Below are 15311 nucleotides of genomic sequence, written 5' to 3'. Positions count from 1 at the left end.
CACTTGGCGAAGATGCCAGCTCATCGCCATGCGCCGACTGCTCACCGGACCTCCTGGGGTGTCGTTGGTGCGGGGTTGCGGGTGTAGACGCGGTGCAGCGCTGCTCGCAGAGTCTGCTTTTTGAAGTCGTTGCTGACCGAGGTGTAGATCGCCGTCGTCGACGCGAAGTGGTGGCCGACCTGTTCCTGGACGAACCGTTCCGTGTAGCCGAACTCGATCAGATGCGTGACGTAGGAATGGCGCAGGCAATGCAGCGTCAGCTCCGGCGCCAGCCCCGCCCCGGCGCGGATGCGGGAGAACCGCTTCTCCAGAAAACAGCCGTCGACCCGGGTGAGGCGTTCGGTCACCCACAGCGCCGGATGGTCGGCGGCATTGAGAATCGGACGGGCCTGCTCGACCCATTGCCGCATCCCGGCCACGACCCAGTCGAACTCCGGCACCGTCAGCACGGTCCGCCGCCGCGGCGTGCTGCCGCGGGTCGCCTTCCCGTAGCGCACGTGCAGCGACCCGTAGGCGCCCCATTGCGGCATATGCGGATTCGGCCGTAAGTCGACCAGCTCCAAGCGACAGAGTTCGGTGCGGCGCAGACCATAGGCGTAGCAGGTCTTGATCAATCTGTGCGTCGCGCAGGGCAGCCAACGCGCCCTTACGGCCGGATGTCGCGATGCGCTCGACACGTTCGTCGAGGTAGTCGAACAGCCCCTGCAACTCGTCGTAGGAGAAGGGGCGGCGACCGGGACGGCCTTCGTAGTCGACCAGGTGGGCGACGGTGTTCCACTCATGACAGATCTGCTCGGGCACCTGCCCGAAGCGGTCGCGGCATTGCCGCAACCACTCATAGCGCGGATCGGTGAGGTAATCACAGAACATCCGCAGCACCAGGTGATAGCCACGGATCGTGGCCGGCGCGAGCCGCCCACCCGTCTCACCCGTCAGCGAAACGGTGAAGTCCTCGACATCCGACGCCGTCCACGACCACGGGTAGGAGGCAGTGAATTCCGCGAATCTGCGTAGCAGCGACAGCCGCGGCTCGATCGTCGACGGCGCCAGCATTCGCGACTTCTGCTGGTTCGCCCAGCCCGTCAGCATGCCCTCGAACACCGCCGCCGGTTCGTCCAGATGGCGCACGCCCTCGACGAGAACCAGCCCCGCAGAACCAGGGATCTTGGCCAACTCCGCTCCAGATTCGTCAACGGAAAAGCGACTTTGTCGCCTCACCGTAGCCAGCGATCCGCGCCGGTCAACGACCTCACGGTCAGCCCCGGTGTGTCGCAGTACCCGAGCGCCAAAAGTCCACCAGCGGCATCAGATAACGGTCGCGTTACCGTTGATAGTCCAAGTTGTTATCCTAGATGCAAGAGGTTTGCTTGAGAAATGAGGGTGAAAGAGGGGGTGGAGGGGTGGTGGGAAGTGTAGAGGGTGAGTTGAGTGCGGGTGTGCGGAAGGGGAGGAGATGGCTGAGGTGGCGAAGGTGAGGTGATGGTGCGCGCAGGTGAGGGGAAGGTGGGAGAGAGCGCATGGTGGTGACCGGTCCGCCGCAGGAGTGGTCACCGCGGCGGACCGGCGTCGGGAGGGGGCTCAGGCTGCGCGCGCGGCCCGGTGTGGGGTGATGCCGAGTTGGATGCGGCAGGTGGTGCAGTAGCCGTCGGTGTGGATGACCGTGTGGTGGGTGCAGCCGTCGCAGCGGCCGTGGCGCTGGTCGGCACCCAACTGTGGCCGCCGCCGTGCGGTGCGGCGCGCCGGTCCTGCGGCGGTCCGCCGCAACGGAGCGGGCGTGGGCGCGGAGCCGGGGGCCAGCTCTGGGTGCTGGTGGAGGAAGCGGGTGATGATCCGGCAGATCGGGTGTGGTGCGGCGCGGTGCCAGACCTCGGTGAGGATGGCGTGCGCGGCGCGTGGGTAGGCGGCGGCGAGGAATTCGCATCGGGAGAGTACGAATTGTTCGAGGGTGAACTTCTGTGGCAGCGGCGGGATGCCGGGCTGGTCGTCTGAGCGGCAGAGGTCGCACAGCCCGTCGTCGGAGACGAGGCTGCCGTCGCGGGTGTGGATGGGGCGTTGGTCGGTCATGGCGCGTTCGATGAAGCAGGACACGCACCGCCAGCCGGTGACCGCGACCATCGCGGCGTGGTCGTAGTCCAATCCATTTCCCTCCTCAGGGATTTCGGGCCGGACATCGTCGCGCACCCGCAGCGTGGTGCGGGCGGCGGCGAAGGCGAAGCGTTCCTCCTCGCTGATGCGGCTACGCCGCCGCCGCGGCCCGCGCGGCGCGGAACGCCGCGGCTCGTCCTCGCTCGAGTCGGCGGCGTCGAGGTAGTCACGAGCCAGCTGTGCCAGGGAGGCATCGGAGTCGGCGCGGTCGCTGTGTTCGGCCGCGCGGAACCGTTGTTCGTCCCAGGCAGCGCGCAGCTCGTCATCGTATTGTCCGGCGACGTAGGCGAGGTAGGCGCAGTCCCACATGTGCGCGGCTTCTTCGGCGTCGCGCGGCTGGTCGGGGTAGCGGACACGCGTGTCGGGATCGACGGGCTCGACTGGAGCGGTAGCGAGCGGGTCGTCGGGGTCGATCGCACCAGGGTCGGTGAACAGCAGGGTGTGGGCGTAGTCGGTGACGAGCGCGTCACGGAGGCGGGCGCGGGTGCGGACGGGGCCTCGGTGGTCACCGACGAGGACAGTGCGCGCGGCTGCGCGTGCGGCGATGCGGGCGGGGTCGAGGCGTACGGCGTCGACCCGCCGGGTCGGCGTGGCGTGGGTGTTCAGGGGCCGGTAGCGGTCGCGCACCGGCATGGGTGGCAGCTCGGCGGCGGCGAGGGAGACTTCGAAGACCTCGGGGAGGTCGCGGTGGTGCAGGCCGGGGTCGGTGTCGGGGGCGCAGACGCGGATGCGGTCGCGGTGCTCGGGCTGGGATTTCCACAGGGCGTCGAGGCGACGATGCGCGGTGGGGAAGTCGTAGCGGGTGAAGGTGTCGGCCAGGCAGGTGAGGAACGCGCGGTCCTCGGGTGTCGCCAGTTCGAGCGCGACGGGGAACGCGCGGCGGACTGCGCGCGGGTCGGTGGTGAACAGGTAGTCGATGTGGGCGATGGCGTCGAGGAAGGCACTGCGTTCGGTCATGACGAATGTCCTGTCTCGCGAAGGGAACGGGCCCACCCCGCGACGCGCGCCTTCTGCGACACGAGGGGTGGGCGGCTGGTCGGGTGACCCGCCTGAGGGCGATCGGCCAGGGTGGGGAGCGACGCGGCGGAGGGAACGCGCCATCAGCGGGCGGGAGCGAATTCCCCTGCGCACAACCGCGTCACCGGAGGGTGGTCGGCGGACGCCGCGCGAGTGGGGAATTCGTTCACGATCCGGGCGCGGGCCCGCAGCCGCGGCGAGCGCCACCCTGGTAGCCTTCAGGAAGGCGGGGTGCCCGAGCAGACGAACACCCCGGCCTCCCGACCTTCCCTCAGGCCGTCAGAACGACGCTTCGTCCCCGGATCCCCCGCCGAACGAGCCCGCACTGACCGCCCACGGGTCCGACGACCACGCATCACCACCACCACTGCCGGTGGAGGCTGCGGCACCGACCAGCTCGCGGGAGCGGTCACGCTGCTCGCCGAAGCCTGCGGTGTCGCCGCCGCGGCGGGTGCGGTGGACTTTCGCGGTGGCGAACCGCAGCGATGGCCCGATCTCCTCGACCTCGAGTTCCACTCGGCTGCGTTTGTCGCCTTCGGGGGTCTGCCACCTGCGCTGCCTCAACCGGCCGGACACGATCACGCGCGCACCCCTGGTCAGCGACTCGGCAACGTTCTCTGCGGCCTCACGCCAGATGCTGCACGGCATGAACAGCGCCTCGCCGTCTTTCCACTCGTTGGCGTTGCGGTCGAAATACCGCGGGGTGGAGGCGACGGTGAAGTTCGCGACCGCGTGACCGGCGGGGGTGAACCTCAACTCCGGATCGGCGGTCAGATTCCCGATCACAGTCAGCACGGTGTCTCCGGCCATGAGCATGCTCCTTCACAAGATGTGGACGGGCGGGGATGGGTCGGTGATCGTGCTGCCACCGAGCTGTGGCCCCTCGGCGGCAGCCCAGCAGCCGGATCGCGTCACCCCGGAAACAGCGGCAGGGATGTCAGGAGGCGAGGTCGATGTCGTGGTAGTCGATGTCCCCGGCGGCGGCCTGTTCGACATCGACCAGCGCGAAGTCCAGCTCGGTTCCCGCGGTCGCGTCGGCGAGGAAATGCAGATACCGTTTCGTGGCCGCGGAACTGTCGCGCCAGAAGCTCTTGCCGATCGGCACCTCGGCGGCAGCGACCTGCATAGCGAGCACGATCATCCACGCCCGCGACGGCGACGCGGCCTGAATCGCGGCGACCAGTTGCTGGGTGGAGCCGCCGACGCCGAGCAGTTTGGTCACCTTCTGCAACACGCTCGGATCGAGGGTGCAGGCGATGGATTCGGCGACGAACGCCGCCGCCTGCCTCGGCGGGGTGCGCCCGGCCAGCAGGCGCGGCAAGAACTCCTGCCGCCGCGCGTTCGCCGCATCCCCGCGCTTGTTCAGCTCGATCACCCGCCGCCGGTCCTGGCGCGCCTGCTCCCGCTCGGCCGCCGCCTTCGCGGCAGCTTCTTCGGAGCCGTCACCGGTATCGGGGACGATCTGTTGCAGGCCGCTGTCGGCCAAGGCGCTGGCGGGCAGGAAGTAGGTAGGGATCCAGCGGTCGCGCCACTGAACCTGCTCGGCGTGCACCCGCCCGTCGGCGGGCTCGGCGGACAGATCACCGCGGGTGCTCCAGTCGACGGCGTCGGGGTCGATGATCGCGCCGGTGTCCTTGTCCACCAGCAGCCCGTTCTCCTGCACCTCGAGGTACACCACCCAGCGGGCAGGGTCGGTGTAGATCTGTTCCTCGCTGACCGGCTGACCATCGGCGGTGACCAGCTCGCTGGCCGGGATGTAGGCCGCGTCCGGCTCGCTGGTGTCGGGTTCGGTGGCGAGGATCCCGAACCCGTACGCGCCGTAGAGCAGCGATTCCTGCAGGCGCCCGCGGGTTTCGGCGCGGTCGTGCTCGATCCGTTTGGCGGTGGCGGCGAAGCTCCACCGGCCCGCTGTCGCCAGCCGCTGCACCGCGTCGGTGTCGCCGAGGTTGTCGTAGTGGGCGATCACCGCGAGCTCATCGAGGGTGTACTGGCGCTGTTCCAGCAGTCGTTTGGCGGTGTCGGAGCCGCCGACCGCGGCGGTCTTCTGGATCTCCGACCGCTTGCGCTGCAACCCTTTCGCCACGCGGGTGGCGGAGGCCCCCAGATCGAGCATCAACGCGATGCCGGTGGCGCGGTCGGCTTCGGTGAGCGGGACGCGGCGGTCGTTGAGGTTGATCTGTGTCAACGTCCGCGCGATCCGCCGCTCCTTCGGGTCGATGTCGGTGGGGGCGTCGGTGACCCACACCGGGACCCGCGCCAAACCGACCTCGCGGGCGATCAGCGTGCGGATCTGCCCGTCGACGACATGCACGGAGCCGTCGGGCTCGCGTTCGGCGCGGATCGGGTTGCCGACACCGAATTCGCGAATCGACGCCGCTTCTTCCGGGTGCGCGGTGAGATCGAAACTCTTGCGGACGTTTTCGGCGATCACCAACTCGGCCGGATCCAGATACTCCGCCTTGGCCACGGCCGCATCGAGCCCCACGGGCTCCTCGATGACGGTCGAATCCTCGACCACAGCAGCGGTCTGTTCGGCAGCCACCGGGTCGGTGCCAGGATCGGGATGGGCGGCTGGGTCGGCAACGGCGGTCAGGGTGGAAGTAGTCAACACGGCTCCTTGACGACGAGCGGCGCGGCGACCCCACCAGTCACAGGTGAGGCCGCCGCGCCGGAAGACGGATACGGGAATGACAGGACGGGCGTGCGCCTAGGGCGGAGGAGAGGTCAGGCGGCTCGTTGGGCGCTGTGGCGAGCGACGTTGATCGGGCGCAGTCGCAGCAGACCGCGCTCGCCGTCGTCGAGGAACGCCCAGTAGCGGCCCCGCCAGGCGGGGTAGTCGCCGCGCCAGCGATCCAGCACCGCCGAATCAACGATGTCGGGCGTGGCTCCGGCGTAGCCCAGGTGCTCGAGACGCTCGAACTCGCCACGAGTCAGGGGCTGCACAGCAACGGTGGACGCGGACATGAAGCAACCTCCTATGAATCGGCCGACGGACGATTGCCGCCAGAGTGGGTTTGAAGCAGGGGAGAACTACGACGAGTGGGCTGTCAGACGAGCGGAGGAGCGCGAGACGGTCATGCGGTGTGCTGGTCGGCCCGGTGCGTCGGGACGGGGGCCGATGTGATGTTGTCGATGACCTGTTGGGCATCGGTGACCAGGCGCGCGTGCCCGGCGCGGATCAGCTCGTGACAGCCCCGCGAGGCCGCCGAATAGATCGGCCCCGGAACTGCGAGCACCGGGAGGTTGAGCTGGCGCGCCCAGTTGGCGGTGTTGCGGGTGCCGCCCCGAAGCGCGCATTCCGGAATGACGAACGCGCTCGACAGCGCGGCGACGAGCCGGTTGCGCTGCAGGAATTGGTGTTTGGCCGCCGGGGTATCGGGCGGGTACTCCGAGAGGAGCAACCCGGTCTGGGCGATCCGGTCGAACAGCTCGCGATGCGCGGCCGGGTAGGCGCGCCCCAACCCGGTCGCGACGACGGCGATCGTGCGGCCCCCACGGTTGAGCGCTGCGCGATGGGCGGCGGCGTCGATCCCGAACGCGCCTCCGCTGATGACCGTCCAACCACGCTCGGCCAGATCACCGGCGAGGTCGTGGGTGACATGTACCCCGTACTCGGAGGCGGCGCGGGCGCCGACGACCGCGACGGTGAACTGCGACAGCGGAATCAGTCGCGGCGTCCCACGCACCCACAATGCCACCGGACTGCCGTCGGTGATGCCGGGTGCGTCGAGGTCGGACAGTCCCGGCCCCTGCGGCCACTCGGCGTCGTCGCGGGTGAGCAGGCGAATGTCGAGCGCCTCGGCGCGGTCGAGATCCCGCGCGGCCAACCCGCGCAGATCCCGCGGAAGATCGGCCACCGCATCCTGCCCGGTGGTGAGCCGGGCGGCGGCCTCCTCGACGCCGAGGGCGTGCATCAGCTCACGCACGACCGGCGCGGCAGTCAGCGCCGCGCGGGCGAGGATCGCCCACGCCAGCCGGCGCGAGGGGGAGGGCGATGCGGGAATCATGAGACCTCCACAGGGTCGGTGCGGGTGCGGGGTTCAGTCGATGTCGATGCCGAGTTGAGCGGCGCCTGCGCGTCCGGCACTGAGCGCGGCGCGGAAGATCGAGATCGGGATGGTGCGATGGATTCCGGCGGCCATCGCCTGCACCGTCGGGTTGTCGGGGTCGTCGGCGACCGCGACGCCGATCGCCGCACGGGCGCGGTCACGCTCGCCATGGACGTAGGCGGTGACCGCGCACAGCATTGCCGCCGCGGTGCGGTGTGGTGCGGGCAGCGCCCGCACCAGCAGCGCCCACAACCGGTGTCCGCGTGGTCCTTTCGCGCCGGCGGCGAAGGCATACAGGCTGTCGCGGACCAGCCCGTCGGTGAGTGCGTCGGCGAGCTCGGCGATCTCCGCAGCCGACAGCACACCCTCGTCCCGGACCGCCTCGACCTGCATCAAGGCCAGCCGCAGTCGTTCCCGCGACAGCTCACGGTCACCGCCACGCACCGTCACGAGCGCCGCGACCTCGGCAGCCAGACCGGCATCCGGGACCAGGTCGGGTGGAAGGTCGGCGGCGCTGTGGCCGCGCGGCGCGGCGTAGGGCAGCAGACCGTGCTCGCTGCCGAACAGACTCGCCCACGGGTGGCCCGGGTCGCGGCCGGTGACCGACCACGCCGCGAACCTCCCGACACCCAGTTCGGTGAGTTGATCGCGGAACCGGGCCACCAGTGCGCGGTGCTCGTCACGGGGAAACGGTGTGCCGGGGGTTGGGTCGTCGACCACGACCACGGTGACGGCGTCCGGGCGATACTGCGCGCACCAACGGCGGGTGTGGGCCAGGATCGGGCTGTGGCCAGGTAATGGCGGGTCCGGGCCAGGTCTTCGTGGCGGAAGCGTTCCACTCTGATATACCCGGCCGCGTCGGATGCCGGTTCGCGCAAGGTCATCACCACCAGGGACCGGTGTGGCGGCTCCGGCAACCGGGCCAACGACTCGGCGACGAACCGGCCGGGATCATCAACGAATGACACGACAAACCTCCTCGATCACCAGGAGGAGCGCGCCTCACCCACAGCGGGTGAGACACAGCAGGAAAGACACGCGCGCCGAACGGCGCGGGCCGCGACGGTGGCGGAATCACCAGAGGGCGTAGGGCGGGGACGGTGGATGCGCCCTGGAGGGGGACGGGCGCATCCACCATCGCGCCTCAGCGCCGGATACAGCAGCGGGCGACAGCTCGGCGCGGGCAGCATCGGGCTTCGATCAACAGGAAACGCGAAAGTGACTGTCCCCCGTGGAAGTCCGAACCCCTGTAGGCAGACTAGCCCCGCCGCCCCTTCGAGCCAGAGGAGATGGCCTATTCAAACGCGCACGACAAGCGGGGTATGCGGGCGGCCACACCGTACGTCTTCTGCCGGTGAACCCTCCCCTGTTCGTCAACATGGCTACCGCAGGCAGAACGACCGGATCATCTACCAAGGGGTCCATGGACGCCTCGACCCTCGTGCTGAGGATCTCGGTGAGGATCACACTGTCGACGAGGCCCACGCTGGCGGCGCCCGCCGTTTCCGCGGTTTGTTCGGTCTGACCGTCGGTGCTGGCGATCCGATACATCGGTGCTATTCACAACGCTGTTTCAGCCGGGCGGGCACAGTGACACGGGAGTTGACGAACAGCGCCTGCTAACAGTGTTCGATCAGGTCGAAATGCAGCTGCCCGTAGCCATCGGGGACGGCGTTTCCGACGGTGATGCGGTCACGAGCCCACGATCCCACTGCCTCGAATCCGAGATCGCCGGTCGTGTACTGCGGGTGGAGGTCGCCACCTCCTCGCCCATTGCCCTCCGCTGTCAGGATCGGAAGCGGATGCATGCGGAGGCCGACGTCGTTGGCCGGGACGATGGCCTTGTCCACGTAGACCCGCTTGTCATGGTTGATGACATAGCGGCCGATGACGGCCGAGTCCGGGACCGTGGCCTTGGTTGCGGAGTCTGCACGGTCATAGAGGTTTTCCGGTTTGATGCCACCAGGCTCGATGTCGGCATAGTGACCGGCCCACACCACTCGGGTTGGTTCGGTCAGCAACCGTTCAACTGCCTCAACGAATTCGTCGCCGATCCACGAATGCTCCATGAGCTTGATGCTCATGTGGTAGTCCCACGGGTCGATATAGCCGACGATGTCATCGGCGTCATCGGCGAGCAGGACTGCTCTGAAGAACTGGCCCATAGCGAAAAGCACCTTCCGCAAGAGATCGACGAAATGTGGAGGTGGACCCCGGGACTCGCGTGATGCGGGCCACCAGCTCAGCGGCGCTGGTGATCACCACGGGCAGCCGCGGCCGATGTGCGGGTCGAGGTCGCGCACCGCGACCGCGCCGGGTGCGCCGGGCGTCCTACAGGACGGCGACGGGGCTTCGGTGCGCTGAGCGTCCGGGCAGCGATTCGGTGTGGCGGGAGACGAGCTGGTCACACGACACCGGGACTTTTCTCGCAACCGGGCTGCACCGATCTTCGGGCGTGCGCGGCAGTGCGCCGATGCGGGCGAGCGTCCTGCCGGTGGGGTGTCACAGCCGCAGTCCCCCGTAGCCGAACATGGCTGCGAACGCGAGAAGAGCGCGCAGCAGGTCGACCGGGTGAGACGTCCCGGCGGTGGCGGGTGCGGCGTCGCGGACCCTCCGGATCTTCAGCAGTTTCGCGCCACGCAGCTTGATACCGGTGATGGGTGGTGTGGTGGCGGTGCCGGGGTCGTGGACGGTGGTGTAGTCCGAGATCGGGATCCACACCTCGTACCAGGCGTCGGCGGGCTGGCCTTCGCGCGGCGCCTCCCGGGGATCCCGCTCGTTCGGCTGCCATCGCCGACAGGGACAGGCCGGGTCGTCGCAGCGGGCGAACTTCTCGGGTGGGTGCGGGTTGTAGCGGGTCTGTCGTCCCGCCAGCATGGGGCACGCCTTGCGGGAGTAGTGCCCGCATTCTGGATGCACGCCCGGTTCCGGTGCGACTCCGCGCAGGTGGTCGGCGGGGCGGAGGTAGAGCATGACCCGGTCATCCAGGGGCTGCCCGCAGACCTGGCACAGCCTGCGTGACAGCGTCTCTTGTAGTCGTCGGTGGTCGATTTTGCCCCAGACCGGGCGGGTGCGGTCGCGGTGGGCGAGGGTGATGTGCGGGACCACTAGTCCCTGCGCCAGCGGTGCGTGCGCCAACCGCCCAGGGATCGGCGGCCGCTCCGGTACTGGTACTACGGGTTCAGTCAACGACGATCACCTCGAATCGCTCGGAGGATGGGCCCGCCTGCAGTGGCAGACGGGCGGAGTGTCAGGACTCGGTGGGCTGGATCGGTGCGGCCGAGACCTCGAGACGGATCACCCGCTCGGCGGTCCGGGGGGCATGGATGCGGATTTCGATCACCGCGCGCAACGCACCCGGAACGGGTGGTTCGGCGATCCAGGGTTCGAACCGGTCGGGGTCGCGATGGGGGAGGTTGGTTTCGATCCAGGTCGCCAGTTCGGTGGCGTTGGTGATCACCACGGCCAGCGGCGACCGGTGTGGGGGTCGAGGTCGTGCAGCGCGACCGCGACGGGCGAGCCGGGCACCTGGGTGCTGACCGACCGTGGCAGTAATGCCTGGAGGCCGCTGGCAGCGAGGTTGCCGCGCGCGATCACCCACCGGCTGCGCTCATCGAGCTGGGCGGGCAGCAGCCTCCACCCGTAGCCGCTCGGCAACCGGTCGAACAGCTGTCGCTGCCAGATGTCTCCGCTGCCGCCGTCCTCATCGACGGTGACGTGGGTTGCGTATTCGATGCGTACTAACGCCATCACGACCGCTGTTGGCGCCCCTACCCCGGCCGCGACAGGGTCCACGCCGGGGAACACGCCGATCGAGGCGCCCGGCCGGGGTTGGGTGGAGAACGCGGCGTGATAGCCCACGACGAGCACCTGTGCGGTGGGGGCGAGGTCGGGCAGGACCGAGCGGTATCGAGGATCGGTCTGCAGGCGGGCGAGGTAGCGGCTGGAGTCGATCCCCACCGCGATCACCCCTCGCCCTGGGGCGGGTTCTGGTCGGCGCCGGAAGATGGCGTGGGGGTGGAGGCGGTTGGGCTGAACCTCATGGCGAAGCTGCTGGTTGAGACGGTGATGGACAGCCACCCGTTCACCGCGGCGTAGGCGCGGATCAGCTCGATGAGCGTGTGGCCGTCGAAGTTCTCGGTGAGATCGAGGTATTCGACGAAGTCGTCACCGAGCGGGTCGCCGTGGATCCAGTGGGTTTCGGGGCCGTGGTCGAGGGCATAGACGACGTGCGCTTGGTAGTCGGGGCTGTCGGGTTCGCCGGGCTGGTGGGGGATGCCGTTGCTCATCAGGTAGATGCCGTGGTCTTTGACCCAGATCAGCGACGGCACCGCTGGGCCGGGATCGGCATACGGACAGCGGGAATGCTGCGAAGCGGCCATCGCGTGCTCGGCCAGGTCGATCACCTTCGACAGCGGGAACCACAGCACGACCGCAGCCATGTTCAGCACTCCTTTCGGTGGGAGAACTCGGTGGACACCGCTTCGGGTGTCCCGCCGCCGAGTGCGCGGACGGATTCGATGAACCTCAACGGCAGCAGCACCCCGGCCTGCTCGCCGGCGCGGGTGAGCACGGTGTGGTGGCGGTGCACCGCCTGGATGCGGACGTGGTCGTGGACGTGGCCGGCGCGGGTGATCACCGTGGCCGCCATCCGGGCGCGGCGGAGCCGATGCAGTTCGGTCGCGAGGAGCGCGACCACCGGATCACCACCCTCGCTCCGGGTGCGGCGGAGCCGATGCAGTTCGGTCGCGAGGAGCGCGACTACCGGATCACCACCCTCGCTGTCCCCGGAGGCCGCGGTGCTGGCGAGACGTCGGCGCAGCATGTCGCGGGCGGCACCGAGGTCGTCGAGGTCGGCCTCGTCGTCGAACCCGGCGTCGATGCGCGCGAGGACCAGGCGAAGGAACTGCTGCTCGGATGCCTCAGCGATCGGTGCTGGCGGGGTGTGGTGGTCGCTCATCGGCGACCGCCCCGCAGACGGCGCCACCACGTGGCTCGGCGAGCCGGGCCGGGCCGGGAGCGAGTGGCCAGCGCTGTGGCGAGGATGTCGCAGGCGTTCGGGCTCAGGTCGGCGTAGCGCCAGTCGGTGTCGGGATTGTCGCGGTCGCGCAGCAGCAGCCGCACGTGGTGGCTGTCGGTGCTGGCGATGACGCTGTGGCCGTCGACGTCGTGCAGCCGGATGAGGATCGTGGCCAGATTTGGGTAGTAGGGCACGGAAAGATCCGCCTTTCTCGAAAGGGATGTTGAGGCCGAAGGTCGGCGACTAGCCGTGACGTGTGTGGTCAGGCGGTTTCGAGTTCGGTGAGGTCGGCGTAGCGGTCCAGACCGTCGAAGCTCGGGCAGTCGCAGCGGGGGAACGGGCGCAGGCATTCGGCGCAGAATCCGCAGGCGGTGCAGTGCGGGCCGGGCTGTTCGGGATCGAATTCGCCGCAGCCCAGGCACTCCCAGTCCACGGCGGCGCTGTAGCCCCAGGTGTGTGGCAGGTAGGTGCGGTTGGAGTACCAGATTCCGCCGTCCCAGTGCCCGTAGCGCTCGTTGAAGATGTAGGCGGAGTGCTTGTAGGCGGGGTCGACGGTCAAGATCACCATCTTGTCGCCGCCCAGCCACCGCTCCAGTCGCTCCCGCCCGGACCAGGAGTCCAGTGGCCCGAACGGCATGCTCGGCAGGAAGTCCTCGGCGGCGATGCGGGTGTCGCTTCGACTGTCGCCCTTCGCGGGGTGGACGTTGTCGGGCAGGATCCCGTTGTGCGCGAGCACGGTTCGCTCGTCACCGCCGACGAGGAAGGGATGACAGTTGTCCACCGTGAGGTGGCCGTGGGTGGCCAGCCGGGAATGGAACAACGCCGCCCCGTCAGGATGACGCTCCCGCACGGTGGCGAACTCGGTGATCACTTCCTCGGCGTGCATGCCGCGGCCGACGAGGATGCCGGTGTCGGTGAGCACGGCGTAGCCGTGGCCGTGCGGGTTGGCCAACGCCCCACTGGTCAGAGCGTCGAGGTCGGGGCTGATACCGGGTTTGAGAAAAACTAGGATGCACATGCGAGGGCCTCCATTTCGGCCAGCAGCGGGGAGTAGTCGGGCCGGGAGCGCACCCAGGTGGTGAAGGCGGTCCATTCCCAGCCGCGTCGGCGTGCGATATCGGCCGCCGACAGGCCGCGGGTGTATTCGACTGACGCCGCGGCGAAGGCGAGGGCGGCTTGGACTTGCTGGGGGTGCAGGGAGCTGGCGAAGACCCGTAGCTCGAAGGTGTTTTCGGGGCAGACGTTGATGGCTTGGTAGCGGCCGTAGCCGTCGGTGCTGCCCTTGGCGTACTCCTGTGCGTTGGACCGCTGGTGGGAGGAGAATCGTGCCCATTCCGAGTCCCGTCGGCGCGCCAGGGTGGTGACGGAGTGTTCGTTGCGGTAGACGAATTTGAGCCAGCGGTAGGCGTGGGCGGGGTTGGTGAACCCGGCGCGGGAGAGGTGGACGTGGATGCCGACGCCGTCGTCGGTGTAGCAGCCCAGCAACCGCAGCCGACCCAGTAGCTGCCACGGAAACCGTTGCAGCGCAAACTTATACGACATGGGGTGGGTGACGAGTTCGAATCCGCAGGAGATCGAGCCGTCTTCCTTCAGATATGCCAGATCCCGGACGTGCGCTACGGCGGTGTCGACCGCGTCGCGGTAGCTGCGGTCGGGGGTTTTGATCTCCAGTTCCATCCCGAGGAACAGCGGGCCGTCACCGTGGAAACGCAGTGCGGGGGTGTAGTAGGAGTCGTGGACGGCGTGATGGGTGGGGGAGTAGGTGTCGAAGCAGTTGTCGCAGTAGGTGGTGTCGAGTGGGACGAGGGTGAAGCATTCGCAGCATTGGTGGTAGTCCTCGTCCGCGCACCGCTCACACACCCGGTTGCCGCCGTCGACGGAATAGACATCCTGGGCGAGGCTGCCGCAGGCGTGGCAGCTCTCGTAACCGGACGCGCACTCGGCGCAGACTTCTGTGCTGGTGCCGACGACGCTGCGGATGTCGCGGGTGTAGGTGTCGCACTCTCCGCACCGCTGCCAGCCGGTCAGGCATTCCCGGCACAGCAGGGTGTCATCGAGGGTGCGGGCCAGGGTGTCGGCGCGGGCGTGGCCGGCGCAGTTGTCGCAGCGCGACAGCCCGTCCGCGCAACCCGGGCACACCCGATCGCCGTCGACAGTGGTGATCAGGTCCTCGCCGCTGACCGGGCTGGAGCATTCCTCGCACGACGCGTCGGGGAGTGTGGAGGCGGGCATGACGAATCAGGTCCCTTCTCGTGGGATGGAAAGAACCCCGCACCCGGCCCGAGAAGCAGGCGGTGTGCGGGGTTGTGAATGGGCGGCAGGCCGTGGTGGCGCGCTAGGGGTTCAGGGGGCGCTGGCTTGCTGGTGGGGATGGTGATGCGCCGAGGGCATCGCGCACAGCTTCCGATGACCGCAAGCGGTGGGTGTGGTGTGGCAGGTGCAGTCGGGGAAGGCGGTTTCGCAGTTGAAGCACCAGCCGCAGTCACCGCAGTAGCGGCTGGCGCGGTGCAGGTCCAATTTCTGGCAGTACCCACACAGGTACCGGCGTCGCTTCGGCCAGCGCAGCGCCAAGGGCAGGTAGCTGTTGTTGGAGTACCAGACTTCGTCTTGCCAGTACCCGTGGTGGTGGCCGAACAGGTAAGCGTGGTGCTGGTAGGCCGGGTCGACGGTGAGGATCAGCAGTTTGCTCGACCCCAGCCACGACGCCAGCCCCCGCGCGCCGCGATGGGTGTCGATCGACCCGAACGGCGCTGTGGGCAGGTACTCCTCCGCTGCGATGCGGGTGTCCGAGCGCGGGTCGTAAGGTCCGGGGTGCACGCGTTTGGGCAGCGTTCCGTTGTGCGCCAGCACGGTTCGGGCGTCGCCACCGAGCCGGAAGGGGTGACAGTTGTGGATGCCGATGCTGCCGTGGGTGGCGTAGCGGGAATGGAACAACGCTGGACCGGCCGGACGCGCGGCGCGGGCTTTGATGAACTCGGTGATCACGCGCTCGGCGTTCATCCCGCGCCCGACCAGGATCCGGTGGTCGGTGACGATCGCGAACCCGTGGCCGTGCGGGTTGGCTTGCGCACCGTAGGCCA

The 15311-nt window shown here is 68.7% G+C and carries 17 protein-coding genes; all 17 read right to left on the bottom strand.

Annotation, left to right across the window (positions count from 1 at the left end; translation table 11 throughout):
- Positions 1–41: 41 nt before the first annotated feature.
- Entirely contained in the window at positions 42–614 is a 573-nt protein-coding gene (locus ON21_RS40865; protein ID WP_306307728.1) for a tyrosine-type recombinase/integrase, read from the bottom strand.
- A gap of 964 nt (positions 615–1578) precedes the next feature.
- Positions 1579–3102, bottom strand: a complete 1524-nt coding sequence (locus tag ON21_RS31800) for a hypothetical protein (RefSeq protein WP_039804224.1) — start codon at positions 3100–3102, stop codon at positions 1579–1581.
- 339 nt (positions 3103–3441) lie between these two features.
- Positions 3442–3972 (bottom strand): single-stranded DNA-binding protein, encoded by a 531-nt coding sequence (locus ON21_RS31795; protein ID WP_039804233.1) that lies wholly within the window; start codon positions 3970–3972, stop codon positions 3442–3444.
- 127 nt (positions 3973–4099) lie between these two features.
- Positions 4100–5770, bottom strand: a complete 1671-nt coding sequence (locus tag ON21_RS39390) for a ParB/RepB/Spo0J family partition protein (RefSeq protein ID WP_169332756.1) — start codon at positions 5768–5770, stop codon at positions 4100–4102.
- Positions 5771–5886: 116 nt separating this feature from the next.
- Complete coding sequence (locus ON21_RS31785) at positions 5887–6126, bottom strand: hypothetical protein (protein ID WP_039804221.1); 240 nt, start codon at positions 6124–6126, stop codon at positions 5887–5889.
- A gap of 110 nt (positions 6127–6236) precedes the next feature.
- A complete protein-coding gene (gene dprA / locus ON21_RS31780) occupies positions 6237–7169 on the bottom strand; it encodes a DNA-processing protein DprA (protein WP_051021552.1) in 933 nt (310 codons plus the stop codon).
- A gap of 33 nt (positions 7170–7202) precedes the next feature.
- Positions 7203–7988 (bottom strand): DUF4192 family protein, encoded by a 786-nt coding sequence (locus ON21_RS31775; RefSeq protein WP_245562814.1) that lies wholly within the window; start codon positions 7986–7988, stop codon positions 7203–7205.
- Between the two features lie 842 nt (positions 7989–8830).
- Entirely contained in the window at positions 8831–9376 is a 546-nt protein-coding gene (locus tag ON21_RS31770) for a hypothetical protein (protein WP_039804217.1), read from the bottom strand.
- A gap of 337 nt (positions 9377–9713) precedes the next feature.
- On the bottom strand, positions 9714–10400 hold the full coding sequence (locus ON21_RS31765; RefSeq protein ID WP_157171085.1) for a cell envelope biogenesis protein OmpA: 687 nt from the start codon (positions 10398–10400) through the stop codon (positions 9714–9716).
- A 61-nt stretch (positions 10401–10461) separates the two neighbouring features.
- Complete coding sequence (locus ON21_RS31760) at positions 10462–10671, bottom strand: hypothetical protein (RefSeq protein WP_157171084.1); 210 nt, start codon at positions 10669–10671, stop codon at positions 10462–10464.
- Positions 10668–11171, bottom strand: a complete 504-nt coding sequence (locus tag ON21_RS31755; RefSeq protein ID WP_157171083.1) for a hypothetical protein — start codon at positions 11169–11171, stop codon at positions 10668–10670. The genes ON21_RS31760 and ON21_RS31755 overlap by 4 nt, the downstream gene beginning before the upstream one ends.
- Positions 11172–11176: 5 nt before the next feature.
- On the bottom strand, positions 11177–11653 hold the full coding sequence (locus ON21_RS31750) for a DUF3085 domain-containing protein (protein WP_051021550.1): 477 nt from the start codon (positions 11651–11653) through the stop codon (positions 11177–11179).
- Between the two features lie 2 nt (positions 11654–11655).
- A complete protein-coding gene (locus ON21_RS31745; protein WP_039804212.1) occupies positions 11656–12171 on the bottom strand; it encodes a hypothetical protein in 516 nt (171 codons plus the stop codon).
- Positions 12168–12425: a hypothetical protein gene (locus ON21_RS31740; protein WP_039804210.1), complete on the bottom strand. Its 258-nt coding sequence runs from the start codon at positions 12423–12425 to the stop codon at positions 12168–12170. Before ON21_RS31740 ends, ON21_RS31745 begins: the two co-directional genes overlap by 4 nt.
- Before the next feature lie 68 nt (positions 12426–12493).
- Entirely contained in the window at positions 12494–13249 is a 756-nt protein-coding gene (locus ON21_RS31735) for a class II glutamine amidotransferase domain-containing protein (RefSeq protein WP_039804209.1), read from the bottom strand.
- Positions 13237–14463: a hypothetical protein gene (locus tag ON21_RS31730; RefSeq protein ID WP_039804207.1), complete on the bottom strand. Its 1227-nt coding sequence runs from the start codon at positions 14461–14463 to the stop codon at positions 13237–13239. The genes ON21_RS31735 and ON21_RS31730 overlap by 13 nt, the downstream gene beginning before the upstream one ends.
- Positions 14464–14574: 111 nt before the next feature.
- The coding region (locus tag ON21_RS31725; protein ID WP_063821168.1) for a class II glutamine amidotransferase at positions 14575–15311 on the bottom strand (737 nt) is incomplete at its 5' end.

The sequence above is a fragment of the Nocardia araoensis NBRC 100135 genome (assembly GCF_000308435.1).
Taxonomy (GTDB): domain Bacteria; phylum Actinomycetota; class Actinomycetes; order Mycobacteriales; family Mycobacteriaceae; genus Nocardia; species Nocardia araoensis.
Note: the sequence above shows the minus strand (reverse complement) of the source record. Positions and strands in the feature narration are given on the sequence as shown.